The following is a 17,980-nucleotide window of genomic DNA, read 5'->3' as shown; positions in this document are numbered from 1 at the left end:
ATTTCTATAATTAAAGGATAAAAATTACTAGAGCCTGTTTCCATTTTCGCTAAAGATAGTAGAAATGAAAACAGACCCTATGGATGGGAGAAAAAAATGGGGAAACGAATACCTTTAGTTGTTGCCGGGGTGATTTTTACTTTAGTTGCGTTAATCCATGTTTTACGCATTGTCTATCATTGGCAGATAACCGCTGCAGGGTACAATTTCCCAATGACAGGCAGTATTGTTGCATTAATTATTTCAGCTATTTTAGCCCTATGGATGTTTGTTGCGGCAGCAAAGAAATAGAATGTGCAGGCATGCCAAAAATAATTCAAAACTTTAAAATGTGTCATTAATTTAGGAGCAGGCTCATTTTATTTGCAAAAAATGAAACAATCTGTATCCTATATCCTCATAAATGCAGTACTATTTTGCCAAGTAATTTGCTTTATTTTCTTTGGATTTTATTCTCATGAAAAAATTATTCTATTTAAGTATACTGATGCTGGTATTGAATCATCCAGGTTTTTCCTATCCCATGCCCAATTCTTTTCCTCCTTTTCAGATTGCCGGAAATTTGTATTATGTAGGTACTGATGATCTTGCAAGTTATTTGCTTGTCACGCCTAAAGGAAACATTTTGATTAATAGTGATCTTGAGGCAAATGTTCCAATGATTAAAGCCAGTATAGAGAAACTAGGTTTTAAATTCAGCGATACTAAAATTTTGCTGATTAGCCATGCTCATTTCGACCATGCTGCAGGTAGTGAGTTGATTAAACAGCAAACAAACGCAAAATATATGGTTATGGATGAAGATGTACCTTTAGTTTTATCTGGTGGTAAAGCTGATTTTCATTATGCAAATGACTCTAGTACTTATTTTACTCAAAGCACTGTAGATAAGGTGCTTCATGACGGGGATAAGGTGGAATTAGGAGGAACTGTATTAACTGCTCATTGGACTCCCGGACATACTAAGGGTTGTACTACTTGGACAATACCACTAAAAGATCACGGTAAGCACTATCAGGCCGTAATTGTAGGAAGCATTGGCGTAAACCCTGGCTATAAATTGGTTGATAACATAATTTATCCTAATATTGCTCAGGATTATAAGCATTCCATAAAGGTACTTGAATCAATGCGCTGCGATATTTTTCTGGGGGCTCATGCTGGAATGTTTGATCTCAAAAACAAATATTTATCGTTGCAAAAGGGCAGGAAGAATCCCTTTATTGATCCGGAAGGTTGCAAAAAATATATTGAACAAAAGGCACAGGATTTTTATACAGAGCTTAAAAAGCAGGAAGATGTTAATCAATCTGCATAATACCCTGAACTATCAAAACCCGGGTTCTGCTTCGCTGCACCCAGCTATTACAGAATCTAATACGATGTCTCGCGGCTTGTTCGCGGGATCCAGAAGATCTGCGTTAAAACACTGGACTCCGCGGACAAGCCGCGGAGCGTAGGAGATGAGACGTGATGCGGCACAGCGGAATCCGTATTGGAGGTCTTCACTTTACAGATTATTATTCTTGGGGCTAATTACCCGATTCTTACAAAAGCAATCGACTAAATGATCATCAACCATTCCAACTGCTTGCATGTATGCATACATGATTGTTGACCCGACAAAACTCATCCCTCTTTTTTTTAAATCTTTGGATAGAGCATCTGATTCGGGGGTGCTGGCTGGTACTTCTTGGAGATTTTTAGGATAGTTTATTTTAGGACTCCCATCTACAAATCGCCAAACGTAGTTATCGAAGGAACCGAATTCCTCAGCAATCTTCAAGAACGCAAGCGCATTCTTGCGCGCTGAAAAAATTTTAAGACGGTTACGAATAATGCTCGAATCAGTAAGGAGAGTATGTAGTTCCTCGTCCGTCATTTTTGCTACGACGTTGGGATCAAATTGTTTGAATGCTTTACGGTATGCTTCACGCCGTTTAAGAATTGTTTCCCAGCTCAACCCTGCTTGCGCTCCTTCAAGCAAAAGCATTTCAAAATGTTTCTGATCATTATGTACAGGAATACCCCACTCCATGTCATGGTACTGTTCATAATAAGGCTTGCCGCTTCCAACCCAAGTGCAACGTTTCATGATAAACCATTATCTCCTATATAAAGTGGTATCTAGAGTGAATTTATTAGGATGAATTGACAAATCTTACTGCCTACGTTCTGCGACTTGTTCGCAGAATCCATGATCGATTTAATTAATACCCGATATTTTTAATTTTATTCTCCATGTCCTAGATCCCGCGCACAAGTCGCGGGAGGTAGGGTAGGATGAATTGTCAACCTATCTTAATTTATGAATTGAGTTTTGATCATAGCGTCTTTAAGGTATAAAGACTATTTTAATTAGTCTACTTAGTCTACTGTTTTGCCTGAGAATCATTGTTTCGTCTTGTATTTGTTCAGGAATGTCTTAAAATTCACTACATACGATCATAATTATATTTGTTTAGAGAATTTCATGTCCGATTTTTATCAGGATTTTAATACACGACGAACCTTCGCAATTATTTCTCACCCTGATGCGGGTAAGACCACAGTAACCGAAAAATTACTTTTGTTTGGAGGCGCAATTCAATTAGCTGGAACGGTTAAAGGGCGTAAAGCCGATCGGCATGCGACTTCAGACTGGATGGAAATGGAAAAAGAGCGCGGTATTTCTATTACTACTTCGGTGATGCAGTTTGTACATAATCAACATGTCATGAATTTGCTGGATACTCCAGGGCATGAAGACTTTTCTGAAGATACTTACCGTACGTTGACTGCAGTAGATTCAGCCCTGATGGTTATTGACGTAGCCAAAGGGGTTGAGGAACGAACTGTTAAATTGATGGAAGTATGTCGTTTGCGTGATACGCCAATCATGACCTTTATTAATAAACTGGATCGTGAAGGCCGCGATCCTGTTGATTTACTGGATGAAGTTGAATCAGTTTTAGGCATTCAATGTGCACCGATTACTTGGCCTGTAGGCATGGGAAAACGTTTTAAAGGCATTTACCACCGTTATGAAGATATAGTTTATTTATATCAACCTGGCAAAAATGCGCAAAAACAAGATGCGATGCAAATTAAAGGATTAGACAATCCACAATTGGATGAACTATTGGGCGAGGCTGCACAGGAATTACGTGAAGAAATTGAGCTGGTCAAAGGCGCTTCTCATGAATTCAATTTGGAGGACTATTTAGCGGGTAAAATGACGCCAGTTTATTTTGGGTCTGCAATTAATAATTTTGGGATCAAAGAATTACTGGATGATTATGTTCGTTATGCTCCGGCGCCACAACCTCGTGCAACTCAAGAGCGGGCTGTATCACCGAATGAAGATGCTTTTAGCGGATTTGTGTTCAAAATTCAGGCTAATATGGATCCGAAACATAGGGACAGGATTGCCTTTTTACGTATTTGTTCCGGATCTTACAGAAAAGGAATGAAAATTAATCACTTACGTATTGGTAAAGAGGTGCAAATTTCTAATGCCTTAACCTTCATGGCGGGTGACCGTTCACACACAGAGGTTGCTTTACCTGGCGATATTATTGGTTTACATAATCATGGAACAATTCGAATCGGCGATACCTTTACTCAAGGTGAGCAATTAAAATTTACCGGTATTCCCAATTTTGCTCCCGAGTTGTTTCGGTTGGTGCGTTTAAAGGATCCGTTAAAAAGTAAAGCCCTATTAAAAGGTTTAATTGAATTATCTGAAGAAGGTGCAACCCAGGTATTTAGACCGTTAAATAGCAATCAATTAATCTTGGGGGCGGTTGGTGTGCTGCAGTTTGATGTGGTTGCTCATCGTTTGAAACATGAATACAAGGTAGATTGTATTTATGAAACGGTGAATGTAGCTTGTGCGCGTTGGGTTTATTCTGACGATGATAAAGCAATGAGTGAGTTCCGAACAAAAGCGCATGATTATCTGGCACTGGATGGAAGTGATGCTTTAATGTATCTTGCTCCGACGCGTGTTAATTTAACAATGGCTGAAGAACGATATCCTAAAATTCAATTCCATGCGACGCGGGAACACTAGAATAAAATTTTCCTGGGCTCCGCTTCGTAAGCGTCAGCTTAAGGAAATCCAATTCATATAGACTGGGCTGAAAAGCTCCTAGCCGTCCGTTATTGTCATTCTTGCGCAGGCAGGAATCCATCTAAGATAGAGCACAGAAAATGGATCCCCGTCTGCGCGGGGATGACAGAGTTACTTGCGAATTGAGTAAAATGAAACATTAAATACTCTTAGCTTGACGGCCAGAGGCTTTTCAGCCCAGCCTACGATGGGGATGTCAAAACATTTTCCTTGAGCTGAGCTTAGGATATAATGTGTTCTTTAGAAAAGAATTTCTATGTGTATTAAGAAGCAGTGCATGTAGCTTTTACTGTATGTAGACCCAAATTAGTGATTTCAACTTTTGCGCCCGAATCTGCATTTATCTTTAAATTCTCACCTGGATGGACGGTGATTCGTAAAGATTCTCCCGCGGACAAGCCAATATCATTAACTTTTCCTTTTTTAGCTAATGCTACAACTAAAAAATCATCACCTTCATCTTGGGAATCGATTTTACAATTAGCTTCTACAGGCCAGAACAGGTAATTAAGAAATATTTGAGGATCATTACTAGGTAGTTCATATTCAATCGTGACTCCTCGTTGGAGCAAATGACTTTCCATAGAATATGTGCTTGTACTTAAAGATGTGGCAAAACATAACAAGCAAAGTCCAAATTTTCGTAACATTAAATAACTCCATAATGATAATAACTGGACTAAGATACATTTATTTTGTATGTATGGCAAATTAATATTCATGCAATGAATAGTAGAGTCGTAATCTGAATGTGATATAGAAAAACCTGGGGAGAACCCAGGTTTTTTTGTTGCTGATTTAGATTTACAGTGTTTCCAAAGCCTTGGCAATCGATTCAGTCATTACTTTTGCATCACCAAAAAGCATGTAGGTATTGTCATGGTAAAACAGATCATTTTCCACACCTGCGTAACCGGGTGCCATGCTTCGTTTAACAAACAATACATTTTTTGCTTTTTCTACTTCCAAAACGGGCATACCATAAATTGGTGAACCAGGATCAGTTTTTGCTGCAGGGTTGGTTATATCGTTTGCACCAATTATATACGCGACATCACAGCTTGAGAAATCGCGGTTAATCTCACTTTGCTCAAAAACTCTATCATATGGGATATTAGCCTCTGCAAGTAATACGTTCATATGCCCGGGCATTCGACCAGCTACAGGATGAATCGCAAAGCGAACTTTGATGTTGCGATGTTCTAAGGCATCAACTAATTCTTTGACTGCATGTTGGGCATGCGCTACCGCCATGCCGTATCCAGGAACAATGATTACATCTTTAGCATTACTTAAGAGAAAAGCTGCATCTTCACCGTTACCTTGTCGTACTGTCCTTGACTCATCTGTTGCATTAGCATGTAAATTAGCCGCTGATGACTGGATGCCGCCAAAAATTACATTAAAAATAGAGCGGTTCATTCCCACACACATGATATAACTGAGAATGGCTCCGCTAGCACCCACTAATGCCCCTGTAATAACAAGCAAATGGTTGCTGAGGGTGAATCCAATACCTGCTGCTGCCCACCCTGAGTATGAGTTAAGCATTGATATAACCACTGGCATGTCCGCACCGCCAATAGGGATAATGAGCAATACACCAATTAAAAAAGATAAACCCGCCATTACACTAAAAAGCGTCAGTGTCTGGTTCATAAAAAATAAGACCAACAAAACGAGAATTGCTAATGCGGTAATCAGGTTAATTAAGTTATGGCCTATGAGCTTAATCGGTTTACCCGACATAATCCCTTGTAACTTAAGAAAGGCAATGACTGACCCTGAAAAAGTGATGGCACCTATAATTAAACCGAGACTCATTTCGATAAGGCTTGCTTTAGCAATTGCGCCTGGGACACCAATATGAAACGAAGCAGGGGATAGGAACGCACAAAAAGCAACTAAAACTGCTGCCATTCCCACTAAGGAGTGAAATGCTGCGACGAGTTGTGGTATAGCAGTCATATTAATTTTGAAGGCAATAAAAGTCCCAATTATGCCTCCTGCAATCATTAAGCTAATGAGTAAAGGTTGATGATATGTTGTTGGCATCATTAAGGTTGAGCCTACAGCAAGGATCATACCGGCAATACCCAAAAGATTTCCTCTCCGTGCGGATGCGGGGCTGGCTAATCCTTTGAGTGCCAATATAAAACACACAGCAGATAATAGATAAAATAAAGGCACAAGGGCTGTCATAAGAAATTATCCTTAATTTTTGTAACTATTTTTTGTACATACGCAACATACGTTGAGTTACAACAAATCCACCAAAAATATTAATTGACGTAATAAATATTGCTAAACCACCGATCCAGGTAATTTTTCCTGTTAGCTGGCTTCCTGCGGCAATAAGTGCCCCTAAAACAATAATACTGGATATTGCGTTGGTGACTGACATCAATGGAGTGTGTAGCGCTGGGGTGACCTTCCATACGACATAATACCCTACAAAGCAGGCCAAAACGAAAATAGTGAGTATGGTAATGTAGGGATTACTTAGAGTATTAATCTCATGCACTTTGTGTCTCCTTTATTGCCTGAAACGGTAGATATTGATTTTGATGACAAAGCACTGCTTGCTGAATGATTTCATCACTGGGATTTAATGTGATTTCTGGAGGTTTGGGAGCTAACAAATTAATAAGATGTACTAGATTATTGGCATACAGTTCACTTGCAGTAGCAGGAACCAGTCCCGCCATGTTACTTAAACCGATGATAGTCACATCCCCATGTTTTATGGTTTGATTAAGAACGCTGACTTCGCAGTTTCCTCCTCGGGAAGTCGCAAGATCAACGACAACTGATCCAGCTTTCATTTGTTCTATGGTTTTTTTGTACAATAAAATAGGTGCTTTTCTGCCTGGAATTAATGCTGTGGAAATGACAATATCTGCTAATTTAGCGTATTGATCGATAAGCTCTGCCTGCAGCTTTTTATACTCTTCACTCATTTCCGAAGCGTAGCCCCCTTTAGTTTCACTGTCTTGATCCTGACTCACTTCAATAAATTCTGCGCCTAAACTTTCAACTTGCTCTTTTGCTGCCCGTCGTACGTCGAATGCATAAACTACAGCCCCTAAACGTTTGGCTGTTGCTATGGCTTGCAAACCAGCGACTCCTGCACCGAGAATAAGCACTTTCGCTGGCTGGATCATTCCTGCTGCCGTCATCATCATCGGGATGGCTCGATGGAATTGAGTGCATGCCTCCAGAACAGCCCTATAACCTGCTAAATTTGCTTGCGAGGAGAGGCTATCCATACTTTGGGCACGGCTGATGCGGGGTATAAGGTTCATTGAGAACAGTGTAATTTGTTTTTCCTTGCACCAGGTGATTAATTTACTTTCTGGATCATTATCTATGTGGCCTATGACCAGGGCACCTTGAGGCAAGCCTTCTAGCGCTTTGGGAGCAGGTTCATTAATACAAAAAAGAAGGTTAGCTTTTCCCAGGATGTTTTTTTTATCATGAATAGAAACACCGACTTCTTGGTAATTTTCATCTTTGAAACCTGCAGCACGTCCCGCATCTTTTTCTATGGCGACTTCAAAACCTAATTTTATAAAGTGCTTTGCCGAGTTCGGAGTAATGGCTACCCGGGTTTCATTGTCTGGTGCCAGTAACGTTGCAATCATCATGGCTAAATCCTTTTTACCTAAATATTCCTTATCCTATTGTAATTTAGATTGATTTTCCAGACTAAGAATGACATTTAATAAGATGATTGTAGAAGTTGCGACTGGACGCAGCGAAGGCTCCCCTGAACTATCCTGCAATGTTCATGAGTGAGGATTACTTAATTTATTAGATTCTTCCTGCAGACTATCCACCTCTAAAGCCAATGCAATTTGATTGGCACAAGATTCCAAAAGCTGTATTTTTTCAGGCGTTGTAAAATCATTATTTTTAGAGGATTGTACTCTTAAAACGCCCACCGTGCCGCGTGCACCAAGTAATGGAATAAACAGCGCATTAGAAAACGAGAGGGTGTCAGTTCCCAATCCTGCTTTTTGTCCTAATTCAAATACCCATTGAGCAATACTGTATTCCTTTTCATCCAATTCTTCATGTGATTTTGCGCGTGCACGAACAATAAGACGTCCATTTTTGGGCAGTAAGGCGATAATTTCGCAGTGAAAAATTTCCGAAATAAAATTGATTCCTGTTCGCAGTAATCTGATTATTCCACGTGTTCTGGATAATCTTCGACTTAATGTGTACAAAGCGGATGTTTGATATTCTGCAAGACGTGCCATTTCTGACTGGCGACGAGTAACTAAAGTTAACTGACACATAAGGAGTGCTAAAATGAACATCATAACTAAAGTGAAGAAATAATCTGATTTGTCCATGAAAAAACTGTAGTAAGGTGGAATAAATAAATAATCATACGCCAAAATGCTCAGAATAATTCCCGAAATTGCCGGACCTGGGCGTCCTAAGATGGCAGTAGAAATTATTCCTATTAAATAAACCAGGATTAAACTACTTTCATTTACTAAAGGATAAATTAAATAACTAATAAGTGTGGTGATTGCTACAATGCTGGTTGATAAAAAATAATGAAGCCAGGGAGTCATGGGTTTGGTAAGAGATTTTTTTCTTGTTTTCTTTGTTACTTCGGTCATGGTATACACATCAATTTCGCCACTATAGCGCAATACCTCATCAGCAAGACTACGTAAGAAAAAATTCCTCCAGCGATGATGAATGCGTTTGCAGATCATAATGAGGGTGACATTTTGTTCACGGGAAAAATTGATAATTTCTTTAACAAGGTCATAACCCATCAAAATATGAGTTTCAGCCCCTAATTGTTCTGCAAAAAATAAATTTTTTATGGCTTGATTGCGTTGTGTCGGGGATAATTGGGTCCGTGTAGAATCCACATATACAGCAATCCAATCCGCTTGCAAACTGGTAGCCATTCTTTTGGCTGCTCGAATCAATTTATGTGATTCAGGACCTGGACCAACGCAAACCAGTATTTTTTCCATTATGGGCCAGATGTGTCTAATACCTTGACCTTGCCTGTATAAAAGCACTTGTGTATTAACCTGTTTTGCCAGGGTCCTTAATGCCAGTTCGCGTAATGCCATTAAATTCCCTTTGCGAAAATAAAACTCAGCAGCAAGTCGCGCTTGTTTGGGAACATAAACTTTGCCTTCAGCAAGGCGTTTTAACAAGTCTTCTGGAGCTAAGTCTACTAACTCGATGGTATTCGCTCTCTCTATCATGAAATCAGGAACAGTTTCCTGAACAGGAGCATGAATGATTTGTGACACATCGTCATTGAGGCTTTCTATATGTTGAACATTGAGTGTGGTATATACATCAATTCCACGATCGAGCAATTCTTTAATATCTTGCCAGCGTTTTTTATGCCGTACGCCACTCACATTTGTATGCGCCATTTCATCGATGAGAATTAACCCCGGGTTTCTTTTTAAGGAAGAATCCAGATCAAATTCTTGTAGTTTTTTGCCGTGATAATCGACTGTTATTTTAGGTAACACTATGAAATTTTTAAGTATTTCTTCGATTTCTACACGCCCATGAGATTCAACAATCCCTACTACTATATCCAATCCTTTAGCCTGTTCTCCCATTGCTTCATGAAGCATGGAGTATGTTTTCCCTACTCCTGGGGCAGCCCCGAGGTAAATTTTGAGTTTGCCGCGCTGTTTTTGTTGCTCTTCTTCGATAACCTGTTGTAATAATGCATTAGGATCGGGGCGTTTGTCAGTCATTGAGTGGTCCTTAGATGATCCAGAGCCAAATTAAGCTCCAATACATTAATTCGTGGTTCCCCCAAAAGATATAAGGTACGTTTTTTTATTAGCTGATTCACTAATTCTTGAATTTCTTGTTCTGAGACATGACGTGCTTTGGCGATACGTGGTATCTGATAATAAGCTGCCAGCGGACTTATCTCAGGATCCAGGCCACTGGCAGATGCAGTAACTAAATCAACGGGAATTAATTGCTTGCTTATTTTATTTGGATTGTCCAAATTATACTGCTGCAAGTGATCAACTCGTTTTTTTACAGTTGCCAAAAATTCTGGATTAGACGGTCCCATATTTGATCCTGAAGAACTGGCGGCATTATAGGGAAATGGCGTGGTGGCGGAAGGACGTCCCCAAAAGTAGTTGGGTGCATCAAAATGTTGTCCAATTAATGTGGAACCAATGGCTTTTCCGTCAAGTTGCAATAAACTGCCATTTGCTTGATAAGGGAAAAATACTTGGGCTAATGCAGTAACGACAGCAGGATAAATTAAACCCGTGAGTAGAGAAAAAATAAGTAGAAACATTAAAGCAGTTTTTATTTGTTTTAGAGCTTCTCTAACCATTTTTTATCCTGTTAAGCCCAATGTAGTTAAAAGCATATCAATCATTTTGATGCTAATAAAAGGTACAATTAATCCACCTATCCCATAGATGATTACATTATTTCGCAGAAGTTGTGCTGCAGGAAGACGTCGGTATTTAACCCCGTGTAACGCTAAAGGAATGAGAAGAACAATAATAATTGCATTAAAAATTACTGTGGAAAGCACTGCCGTTTGTGGTGTTGAAAGGTGCATAATATTGAATGTATTGAGGACGGGATAAGTAGTTCCAAATGCGGCAGGTAAAATGGCAAAATATTTAGCTATATCATTGGCGAGGCTAAAAGTCGTCAGAGCTCCACGTGTCATAAGCAGCTGCTTACCTATTTCCACGACTTCAATCAATTTAGTTGGATTTGAGTCCAGATCCACCAAATTACCTGCTTCTTTTGCTGCTTGTGTTCCTGAATTCATTGCAACAGCGACATCCGCTTGAGCAAGTGCAGGTGCATCATTGGTTCCATCGCCAGTCATCGCCACCAAATGGCCTTTAGCTTGCAGATCGCGAATTAAATTGAGTTTATCTTCGGGTTTTGCATTGGCAAGAAAATCATCTACTCCTGCTTCACCAGCAATTGAAGCTGCGGTTAGAGGGTTATCGCCTGTTACCATAATGGTTTTAATACCCATTTGCCGCAACTGCGCAAAACGTTCACGAATTCCTCCTTTAATAACGTCTTTAAGACGAATGATACCCAATATTTTTGGGCCTTCAGCAACAACCAGAGCTGTTCCTCCTTGACGTGAAATAATCTCAACATTGGTTTTCACATTTTCAGGAACGCTGCCACCTAACTGATTGATGTATTCTTCAATCGCTTCAGCTGAGCCTTTACGAATTTGCCGGGTGCCGAGATTTGCTCCACTCATACGTGTTTGTGCTGTAAAAGGAATAAATGTTGCTTTCAATTGAGCAAGTGCTCTGCCACGTAATTTATATTTTCTTTTAGCAAGAATAACAATACTTCGGCCTTCTGGAGTTTCATCAGCTAGAGACGCTAACTGAGCTGCATCGGCTAACTCTGTAATATCGACTCCTTCTGCGGGAAGAAATTCAGTTGCCTGACGGTTGCCTAAAGTAATTGTTCCTGTTTTATCAAGCAATAAAACGTCGATATCACCTGCAGCTTCAACTGCACGGCCGGATAAAGCGATGACATTCGCTTGAATCATTCGGTCCATGCCAGAAATACCAATTGCAGAAAGCAGTCCGCCAATAGTTGTTGGAGCCAGACAAACAAAAAGGGCAACAAGCACCGTGATTGAAATTACCGAACCCGTTTTAGATACTGATACACTATAAATAGAAAAAGAAAGTAAAGTACTACAAACCACTAAAAACACGATGGTTAAAGCGGCAAGTAAAATGGTCAATGCAAGCTCGTTAGGTGTTTTTTGTCTTCTTGCTCCTTCTACTAAGGTAATCATTCGATCCAGAAATGTTTCCCCTGGATTGGAGGTAATACGAATGATAAGCCAATCAGAAATCACTTGCGTGCCTCCAGTTACTGCACTACGGTCTCCACCACTTTCACGAATTACTGGCGCACTTTCCCCAGTTATAGCACTTTCATTAACCGAGGCAATCCCTTCAATGACCTCTCCATCACTGGGGATGAAATCACCGGCCTCAACCAGGACCAGATCCCCGGAACGTAATTGCACTGAGGGAATAATAGTGAATTTTGCACTTTTCGATTTTTTTGTTAATTTTTTAGCCTGAATTTCCTGACGTGCTCGCCGTAGCTCTTGAGCCTGGGCTTTGCCGCGACCTTCCGCCATAGCTTCCGCAAAATTGGCAAACAAGAGTGTAAACCAAAGCCATAAACTAATCGCAAGGATAAAAAATGGTGGGGCCTCCCCATCTCCCAGAAGTGCTTTTATAAAAAGAACTGTAGTGATAATTGAGCTGACGTATACGGTAAACATTACGGGATTTTTTATTTGTATATGAGGTGTCAATTTAAACAATGCATCGAGTAACGCAGTTTTGATAATGCCAAAATCCCAAATGGAGTGCGATTTAGTATCCATATTTCCCCCAAAGCATCAAATGTTCCGCAATAGGACCAAGAGCAAGAGCCGGTAAAAAGGACAATGCGCCAAGAACGATGATGATACAGACTAATAAAGTAATAAAAAGAGGTGTATGAGTTGCTAATGTACCTGAACTGTTGGGAATCCTTTTTTTCCTGACGAGTGAGCCAGCAATTGCCAGGGCCGGAATAGCGAGCCAATAGCGGCTAATTAACATCAGCATGCCACCCACAATATTATAAAAGGGGGTATTGGCATTTAAACCGGCGAAAGCGCTGCCATTATTATTTCCCATCGAAGTAAACGCATAGAGGATTTCTGTAAAGCCATGTGTCCCGGGATTGGCTATGGAGCTTGTTCCTATATCTGTGACTGAAGCATAGGCTGTAGCGATAAGCACAATTAAAGGCATAATTAAAACAGAAATGGACGCCATTTTCATTTCATAAGGCTCGATTTTTTTACCTAAATATTCAGGAGTTCTGCCGACCATAAGCCCTGCAACAAATACAGTAAGAATAACGAACATCAACATGCCATATAATCCGGAACCAGCGCCACCAAAGCTGACTTCATTTAAATGCATCATCCATAAAGGAATTAAACCGCCAAAAGGCGTAAATGAATCAAGCATGGAGTTGACTGAACCGTTGGAGGCCGCAGTTGTAGCAGTTGCCCAAATTGCCGAATTGACAATGCCAAAACGAGTCTCTTTGCCCTCCATGTTTCCTGCAGGATAAAGTTCAGGTTGGGCTGTAGTATCAATCCCCATGTGTTGAAATGCAGGATTTCCTTTTTGTTCAACTATTGCGTCAAATATTAAGCATGGAACAAACAGAATGGACATGGCGATTAATAGTGCCCATCCTTGTCTTTTATCATGTACTAAAGTGCCAAATGTAAAGCAAAAAGCTGCCGGAATCAGTAAAAGCGCTACCATTTCCAGAAAATTGGTGAGTGGATTAGGGTTTTCAAACGGATGAGCCGAATTGGTATTAAAAAAACCACCCCCATTAGTACCTAGCTGTTTAATGGCAACTTGTGACGCTACAGGCCCCATCGGAATAATTTGTTCTGTTATGCGTACAGATGTTGTTTTAGAATTGCCTTGATTATCCGAGACAGCTTGACCTGTTACATCGGTTGCAGGTTTCTGATAAGTAAACGGCTGAGTCAAGTTAATTTTTTGATAGGGCTTAAAATTCTGAATGATGCCTTGTGAGCACAAAATGAGAGCAAAAATCAATGACAAAGGCAATAAGATATAGAGTATTCCGCGAACAGTATCTACCCAGAAATTCCCTAGACTGTTACTTTCATGTTTTACGAGTCCCCGTATTATTGCAATTAATAAAGACATGCCCGTCGCTGCTGAAATAAAGTTTTGTACTGTTAGGGCAAACATTTGTGTGAAATAACTCATCGTTGCTTCGCCGCTATAGGCCTGCCAATTTGTATTGGAAATAAAGCTTGCAGCGGTATTAAATACAAGTTCAGGAGAAGGAGAAGCAAATTCTTGAGGATTCAGTGGTAGATAGAATTGGATACGTTGTACGAGGTAAACGATGAGTAATCCTACTAAATTAAGAAAGAGCATGCTCGATAAATAGGTTTTCCATCCCATTTCCTCTTGAGTATGAATGCCGCAAAGTTTATAGATTAGGTGCTCAAAAGGTTTTAATAAGGTGTTTAAAAAACAGGGTCGGTCTTGATATACCCGTGCCATGTACCAGCCTAAAGGTTTTACAAGAAGCAATAAAAAGCACAGATAAAACGCAATTTGCAGGAGACCAGGTTTTGTCATAGGGGTCCATTCCCATATTTAAATTAAAAATCCACTGATTAGAATAATTCGGGCTTGAATAATACAACTAACAAAAAAATTAATAAGCCGAAAGCAATGATTCCACAGCTTAAATACAAGCTCATGATTCGCTCCTTGATAAATAATCATAGAATCTGATTAGCCCAAAGGATAAGCTAAAAAAGAACAGTGTGAGAAAAATTAATAAAATATCCATTTGAGCGAACGTCCGTTTTGTAACTATATATTTAATTATAATACTAACTTAGGTTTAACTATTTGATTATAGTGGTTATATATAAAAAAAATAGTCGGATAAGTAAGGAGTGATCCCGTGCGCAGTAGCAAATCATCCAGGCATGTATCTTGTTATTACTTATTTAATGGTAAGGAAGTAAATAAAAAAGGGCGTATTATTTTAATACGCCCTTTTATGGAATCCGGATAGACAGTAAGATTGAGTACAGTCCTGTTTACCAAGGTGGACTCCTCCGGAGTGTTTTAGGCTTCTTAGTACACGCTAAGCTTGCACACCGCACTCTCAATCTGGCTCCCTAAGTAATGATGTTGGCTGAACAATGTGTACTGTCTATGATTCTATGATAGGCCAGTCTTGCTCCTAATGCCACATAATTTCCATGGTTTTTTGCAAAGATTTCGTTAAAGTTGGAAAAACAATGTGCAGCTCATTGAATTAGTGAGAAAAATGAGCGGCATGCGGATGGCACAATAGGGATACTATTAATCGTGTAGCCTGAGTGCAGCAAAATGGAACCCGGGTTTCGCTTCGCTGCACCCAGGCTACGAATTTTTAATTCTCTTGCCTAACCCTGTCTTTTGATACCAAAGAAGGGAACGCCGACGTAAGGTCTTCTTACTGTGTAACTTCGGGGACTTTTGCCCGTTTGCAGGAAAAGTTGGGTGTAATAGAGTTTACCTTGCTTATCGCGGGCAATACCTATACCTGTCAGATTATAATTTCCTACAATATTTCTTCGATGCCCCGGACTTTTAACCCATTGACTGACTACAATTTGAGCTGTCTTGTAGTTGTATGCAACGTTCTCGGCTGCACCTCCAGTATTTTTAATTTGTGAGCGCAATTTAGCAACACGCTTTCCAAAGTCTTGATGACCAAAAGGCATGCGATGATTGGCCATGTCCTGAGAATGTTGCCTGGCTTGAATGACCATACGATTGTCCATTGTTAGCTTGGATAAACCATGTTTCTGCCTGTATTCGTTTATATAGAATAAAACAGCATTTTGGATGGCAGTATCACTATCAACGTGTTTTGCGGCTGCGTAAGTACAGGGTAATAGGCTAAAAATGAGGGCGCTTAAAATAATTATTTTGGATTTTAAAGACATAAATATTCTCTTTGTGTGGAAATAAAAATTGATGGAATATTGACTAAAAAAAGGTCTTTTGTCCAGGGTTTTTATGTGACAAATAAACTCAAAATAAATCAATAATAATCACTTTGATTTAAAAATGTTATATGATTCATTTTGAGACAGTAGGCTAATGGCTTAGGTTGGCTATAGCATCCTTTAAGTCTTCAACTTCGCCGGAATAATGAAAGTAAATTCGTTTTTTTGAGCAGTCTATGATGCACAGCGGTTCTTGAGGTTGATCGCCAAATTGTTTAAATATCCAGAATATCCCTTCGCCATGCTGGCTTTCTATTTCTTTTAATAAATCCACCATCCTATCTTTTTCCAAGGCGGAATGAGGGCAATTTAAGCCTGATGCGCCATGAGTGATTTTATAGGCATAATGTTGTTCTTTCATGATAATACTCCCTGCAATTCAATAGAGAAGCAGATCCATTTTGATTACATTATAGCCTAATATCGCTGTGTGACGCGTAGTATGCATTCAGTTTGTGGGCATAGGAGGAATGTAAACAGTCTGAATGAGGAGCACTTATAGGTTAACCGATAATCCCAAGAGTACGGCATGTAAGGTAGGAATGTTAGATAATTGCTCTCTTTTAGAGTAGGTATCCAAATGAAAATTTGGTCCATTCCCGCTGAATATTCCTTGATACAGTAAGCTTAGGCTGGCTAATGCGGTGATTGGATAACCAAATCCAGCCTGTACTTCACCTGCTAATTGAGAAATATCGTTCAAAGGAACACGCTTATCCCGCCAATGTCGGTAAGCAAGGCCACCTTTTAGTTGAGCAAAAAAAGCACTATTGCCCAAGGGATCGCTTTTGCTGGTTATCAATAAATCCAAGGTAGGGGCAAGAGTAGTTTGCATAGGAATCCATTTTTTAAGGGCAAGAAAAGTTTCTTGGGGCATGTTCAGTTTTATGTGAGTACCCGTTTGCAGTCCTAATTCCAAGCCTAAAGCAATATTTCCCGCAAGCATCATTTCATTGGCTAGCGCTAATCGTCCTATTGGGACATTTTTGTCTCTGGATGTTATCTGATAATTGCCTGTACCAGCACTTGCAGTAACAGACCATGGCTGATCTTGTGATGTCAGTTTAGGGAAATAATCACCAGCGATTGCATTAAATGAGAATAAAATTCCTATTACAATTAATTTCATATGCCATATCCCTAAATGAATTGTTCATAATCTCTTGCATGCCCACAAATAAGGATTTTCACTTCCATCATTGCAAAAGCACCTATGGGAATATTAAACATAAAAAACGGCAGGTAATTCAGTCGTATGTGCTCAGTCTCGTATGTGGCGCATCATATGAGTCTGCGCTCAAAATCCAACCGTACGAGTAAACATTAACTTGGGAACCTGAACTGATTTAACTGCCATTTATCAAACTTGGCGGAGAGAGAGGGATTCGAACCCTCGATACGTTGCCGTATACACACTTTCCAGGCGTGCGCCTTCGACCGCTCGGCCATCTCTCCCAATTTGGGCAAGCTTATACAGGTCAGATAATAAAATCAACCCTTGGCCCAAATTTATGATTGATATTGTATATACTATGAATAAATAGACTTTAATACTGTTGCGATACATTAATACTGTTGCGATACATTTTGATGTTGTCTGCCTTTGAGACAAAACAAATTTGTTGCTATGCTCTAAATAAAAGGATTGAATCATGTTAGTAAGAACTTTTATTTTCATTCCCAGCCTGATTTTATCAAATTCTCTTTGGGCTACTGAAGTGACTTGTTATTACACTTTAGTTAAAGATAATTGTTGGACCGATTATAATGTGTCAGTAGATGTAATGGATGCTGTAACTGCCAAAGTTTTAACAACAGTTACTGTACCTGCTAAAAAATCCTGGACCCGTCAGACTTTTCCTTGCACACCAGGTGAGAAATTAATGTATAAAGCTCAGTTTTCCCCAGTTTTTTGGCAAAGTGACGAAGGGAAAACTTATATTGCTAAAAATTATTGGTCTTTACCCAATTCAATAAATCCTGGTGATTCAGCTTGGAACGTGACTGTTTGCTTTTCTAGTGATTTCTCACTAGTCCCTCTTCCTCCCAAGGGGGCAGGTAATTGCAGTTGTAATTTTAGTGATATTCCAGCAATACCTCCAAAAAAGATATAAATGGCATTAATTTTTATCTTTGTGTATGATTCTCGTTACAACAGCAACTTTTTTTAGGAAAGGTTTTTCCTTGTT

At 39.6% G+C, this 17,980-nt stretch carries 17 protein-coding genes, 1 tRNA gene and 1 other RNA gene; 4 read left to right on the top strand and 15 right to left on the bottom strand.

Going from position 1 to position 17,980, the window contains the following annotated elements; translation table 11 throughout:
- The first annotated feature begins 96 nt into the window (after positions 1-96).
- On the top strand, positions 97-291 hold the full coding sequence (locus tag A8O27_RS04760; protein ID WP_058460179.1) for a hypothetical protein: 195 nt from the start codon (positions 97-99) through the stop codon (positions 289-291).
- A gap of 166 nt (positions 292-457) precedes the next feature.
- A complete protein-coding gene (gene bla / locus A8O27_RS04755) occupies positions 458-1,318 on the top strand; it encodes a subclass B3 metallo-beta-lactamase (RefSeq protein ID WP_058460180.1) in 861 nt (286 codons plus the stop codon).
- 192 nt (positions 1,319-1,510) lie between these two features.
- Here the strand turns inward: bla and A8O27_RS04750 are convergent, their stop codons facing one another.
- Complete coding sequence (locus A8O27_RS04750) at positions 1,511-2,095, bottom strand: DNA-3-methyladenine glycosylase I (protein ID WP_058460181.1); 585 nt, start codon at positions 2,093-2,095, stop codon at positions 1,511-1,513.
- A 378-nt stretch (positions 2,096-2,473) separates the two neighbouring features.
- On the opposite strand from A8O27_RS04750, the gene A8O27_RS04745 reads away from it, so the two are divergent.
- Positions 2,474-4,054, top strand: a complete 1,581-nt coding sequence (locus A8O27_RS04745; protein WP_058460182.1) for a peptide chain release factor 3 — start codon at positions 2,474-2,476, stop codon at positions 4,052-4,054.
- 323 nt (positions 4,055-4,377) lie between these two features.
- On the opposite strand, the gene A8O27_RS04740 is transcribed toward A8O27_RS04745, so the two are convergent.
- The 14 genes from A8O27_RS04740 to A8O27_RS04675 form a co-directional block, all read right to left on the bottom strand.
- Entirely contained in the window at positions 4,378-4,764 is a 387-nt protein-coding gene (locus tag A8O27_RS04740; RefSeq protein ID WP_058460183.1) for a hypothetical protein, read from the bottom strand.
- A gap of 154 nt (positions 4,765-4,918) precedes the next feature.
- The gene (locus A8O27_RS04735; protein ID WP_058460184.1) at positions 4,919-6,316 is read right to left on the bottom strand and encodes an NAD(P)(+) transhydrogenase (Re/Si-specific) subunit beta; all 1,398 of its coding nucleotides are present in this window, start codon (positions 6,314-6,316) and stop codon (positions 4,919-4,921) included.
- Between the two features lie 25 nt (positions 6,317-6,341).
- Positions 6,342-6,638, bottom strand: a complete 297-nt coding sequence (locus tag A8O27_RS04730) for a proton-translocating transhydrogenase family protein (RefSeq protein ID WP_058460185.1) — start codon at positions 6,636-6,638, stop codon at positions 6,342-6,344.
- Complete coding sequence (locus tag A8O27_RS04725; RefSeq protein WP_058460186.1) at positions 6,631-7,761, bottom strand: Re/Si-specific NAD(P)(+) transhydrogenase subunit alpha; 1,131 nt, start codon at positions 7,759-7,761, stop codon at positions 6,631-6,633. The genes A8O27_RS04730 and A8O27_RS04725 overlap by 8 nt, the downstream gene beginning before the upstream one ends.
- 141 nt (positions 7,762-7,902) lie before the next feature.
- Positions 7,903-9,873, bottom strand: coding sequence for a DUF4118 domain-containing protein (locus A8O27_RS04720; RefSeq protein ID WP_058460187.1), 1,971 nt, complete (start codon positions 9,871-9,873; stop codon positions 7,903-7,905).
- Entirely contained in the window at positions 9,870-10,478 is a 609-nt protein-coding gene (gene kdpC, locus A8O27_RS04715; RefSeq protein WP_058460188.1) for a potassium-transporting ATPase subunit KdpC, read from the bottom strand. The genes A8O27_RS04720 and kdpC overlap by 4 nt, the downstream gene beginning before the upstream one ends.
- A 3-nt stretch (positions 10,479-10,481) precedes the next feature.
- Positions 10,482-12,551 (bottom strand): potassium-transporting ATPase subunit KdpB, encoded by a 2,070-nt coding sequence (kdpB, locus tag A8O27_RS04710; protein WP_058460189.1) that lies wholly within the window; start codon positions 12,549-12,551, stop codon positions 10,482-10,484.
- On the bottom strand, positions 12,541-14,358 hold the full coding sequence (gene kdpA / locus A8O27_RS04705) for a potassium-transporting ATPase subunit KdpA (RefSeq protein ID WP_058460190.1): 1,818 nt from the start codon (positions 14,356-14,358) through the stop codon (positions 12,541-12,543). The genes kdpB and kdpA overlap by 11 nt, the downstream gene beginning before the upstream one ends.
- 38 nt (positions 14,359-14,396) lie before the next feature.
- Positions 14,397-14,483 (bottom strand): K(+)-transporting ATPase subunit F, encoded by an 87-nt coding sequence (gene kdpF, locus A8O27_RS19490; protein WP_064115071.1) that lies wholly within the window; start codon positions 14,481-14,483, stop codon positions 14,397-14,399.
- A 317-nt stretch (positions 14,484-14,800) separates the two neighbouring features.
- Positions 14,801-14,952, bottom strand: a non-coding RNA gene (ssrS, locus tag A8O27_RS04695) — 6S RNA.
- Positions 14,953-15,182: 230 nt separating this feature from the next.
- Entirely contained in the window at positions 15,183-15,728 is a 546-nt protein-coding gene (locus A8O27_RS04690) for a CAP domain-containing protein (protein WP_058460191.1), read from the bottom strand.
- Positions 15,729-15,882: 154 nt separating this feature from the next.
- Positions 15,883-16,152, bottom strand: coding sequence for a hypothetical protein (locus A8O27_RS04685; RefSeq protein WP_058460192.1), 270 nt, complete (start codon positions 16,150-16,152; stop codon positions 15,883-15,885).
- A gap of 135 nt (positions 16,153-16,287) precedes the next feature.
- Complete coding sequence (locus A8O27_RS04680) at positions 16,288-16,920, bottom strand: hypothetical protein (RefSeq protein WP_058460193.1); 633 nt, start codon at positions 16,918-16,920, stop codon at positions 16,288-16,290.
- Between the two features lie 238 nt (positions 16,921-17,158).
- A tRNA-Ser gene (locus A8O27_RS04675) sits at positions 17,159-17,246 on the bottom strand.
- Between the two features lie 197 nt (positions 17,247-17,443).
- Here A8O27_RS04675 and A8O27_RS04670 point away from each other — a divergent pair.
- The gene (locus A8O27_RS04670) at positions 17,444-17,905 is read left to right on the top strand and encodes a hypothetical protein (RefSeq protein WP_058460194.1); all 462 of its coding nucleotides are present in this window, start codon (positions 17,444-17,446) and stop codon (positions 17,903-17,905) included.
- The last annotated feature ends 75 nt before the right edge of the window (positions 17,906-17,980 follow it).

The sequence above is a fragment of the Legionella bozemanae genome (assembly GCF_001648595.1).
Lineage (GTDB): Bacteria > Pseudomonadota > Gammaproteobacteria > Legionellales > Legionellaceae > Legionella > Legionella bozemanae.
Note: the sequence above shows the minus strand (reverse complement) of the source record. Positions and strands in the feature narration are given on the sequence as shown.

Coding starts and splice junctions, on each gene's coding strand:
- A8O27_RS04750 (WP_058460181.1), bottom strand. CDS start 2,095: ATGAAACGTTGCACTTGGGTTGGAAGCGGCAAGCCTTATTATGAACAG.
- kdpC (WP_058460188.1), bottom strand. CDS start 10,478: ATGGTTAGAGAAGCTCTAAAACAAATAAAAACTGCTTTAATGTTTCTA.
- kdpF (WP_064115071.1), bottom strand. CDS start 14,483: ATGAGCTTGTATTTAAGCTGTGGAATCATTGCTTTCGGCTTATTAATT.
- bla (WP_058460180.1), top strand. CDS start 458: ATGAAAAAATTATTCTATTTAAGTATACTGATGCTGGTATTGAATCAT.
- A8O27_RS04740 (WP_058460183.1), bottom strand. CDS start 4,764: ATGTTACGAAAATTTGGACTTTGCTTGTTATGTTTTGCCACATCTTTA.
- A8O27_RS04745 (WP_058460182.1), top strand. CDS start 2,474: ATGTCCGATTTTTATCAGGATTTTAATACACGACGAACCTTCGCAATT.
- A8O27_RS04735 (WP_058460184.1), bottom strand. CDS start 6,316: ATGACAGCCCTTGTGCCTTTATTTTATCTATTATCTGCTGTGTGTTTT.
- kdpA (WP_058460190.1), bottom strand. CDS start 14,358: ATGACAAAACCTGGTCTCCTGCAAATTGCGTTTTATCTGTGCTTTTTA.
- A8O27_RS04720 (WP_058460187.1), bottom strand. CDS start 9,873: ATGACTGACAAACGCCCCGATCCTAATGCATTATTACAACAGGTTATC.
- A8O27_RS04680 (WP_058460193.1), bottom strand. CDS start 16,920: ATGAAATTAATTGTAATAGGAATTTTATTCTCATTTAATGCAATCGCT.
- A8O27_RS04690 (WP_058460191.1), bottom strand. CDS start 15,728: ATGTCTTTAAAATCCAAAATAATTATTTTAAGCGCCCTCATTTTTAGC.
- A8O27_RS04685 (WP_058460192.1), bottom strand. CDS start 16,152: ATGAAAGAACAACATTATGCCTATAAAATCACTCATGGCGCATCAGGC.
- A8O27_RS04670 (WP_058460194.1), top strand. CDS start 17,444: ATGTTAGTAAGAACTTTTATTTTCATTCCCAGCCTGATTTTATCAAAT.
- A8O27_RS04760 (WP_058460179.1), top strand. CDS start 97: ATGGGGAAACGAATACCTTTAGTTGTTGCCGGGGTGATTTTTACTTTA.
- A8O27_RS04725 (WP_058460186.1), bottom strand. CDS start 7,761: ATGATGATTGCAACGTTACTGGCACCAGACAATGAAACCCGGGTAGCC.
- kdpB (WP_058460189.1), bottom strand. CDS start 12,551: ATGGATACTAAATCGCACTCCATTTGGGATTTTGGCATTATCAAAACT.